Raw genomic sequence first — 1,031 nt, 5'->3', positions numbered from 1 at the left:
TAGCCCTTGGTTGTACAATGCCAACCAAAGCTGAGTTCCGATCTTCTGTCTCCATGTACCAGTAGCTGTAGCATAATCTACTTCAGTCTCTGACAAGTAAGTGCCAATTGTAGCACCCCACTGATCAAATGAAGCTGTGATCCCTGCATTGTAGTGATCTGCCGCTGTTCCTGTTACGCCGTAACCGCCTCTTTCTACCATCTCTGCCATCAAGAACTCTATCTCTGCATAGTTGAACAATACACCAGCAGTTGTTGGCTGATGTAGGATATCACCAACTTGAGTGAAGTTAGCATATGCATTTGCATCACCATAGATACCACCATCAAATACGCCAGCTCCCAAGTTTTCTCTGAAGTACACAGATCTTCTTGGGTCATTTACGCCATTCATGATATCCACAATAGTGTTAGCTGCGATAAAATCTGCTCTTCCACTCAATACCAAGTCTTCGTGAAGAGGACTTGAGTTTGGAGAAGCGCTCTGATAAGTCATAGCGAAGTTCTCAGCATTGCTTGAGATCACACCAGCTGTCATAGCTTCGGTAGCCCAAGTCACTGAAGTAGCAGCATTTACATCTGCCATCTTCATTGCCATTCTCAACTTTACAGAGTTAGCAAATCTAGCCCAGGCAGCTACATCACCACCATATACCAAATCCGAACCTCCAAAACCACTAGCAGCTGCATTAGCCGGAGTAGTCAAAGTAGTGCTTGCAGCACTCAAGGTGCCTTCTACAGAAGTATAGATAGATTCCGCATCATCATACACTGGCTCAAAATTAGCTGGATCCAATGCCTCAGAATAAGGAATATCTCCAAAAATATCAACCATTGTGATGTAGGTATAGCCCATCAATATATCGATGATAGCCATTTTGTTTTGAAGCGTCTCATCACTATCACCGGAAGTACCTTCCGCCAATTGAGTAGCAATGATTTCTCTTGCATCCTTCAAATCGATCAATACATCTCTGTACTGGTTCGTCCAAATTCCCAAAGAAATCTCACGAGCAATGATTGTGTATGCAC

At 43.5% G+C, this 1,031-nt stretch carries 1 protein-coding gene; it reads right to left on the bottom strand.

Translation table 11 applies throughout. The annotated features are described in order from the left end of the window. Nucleotides 1-1,031 (bottom strand): SusD/RagB family nutrient-binding outer membrane lipoprotein (locus tag ABJF11_RS19890; protein WP_348122005.1); only part of this gene is annotated, 1,031 nt, incomplete at both ends.

The sequence above is a fragment of the Reichenbachiella sp. genome (assembly GCF_039941815.1).
GTDB lineage: Bacteria > Bacteroidota > Bacteroidia > Cytophagales > Cyclobacteriaceae > Reichenbachiella.
Note: the sequence above shows the minus strand (reverse complement) of the source record. Positions and strands in the feature narration are given on the sequence as shown.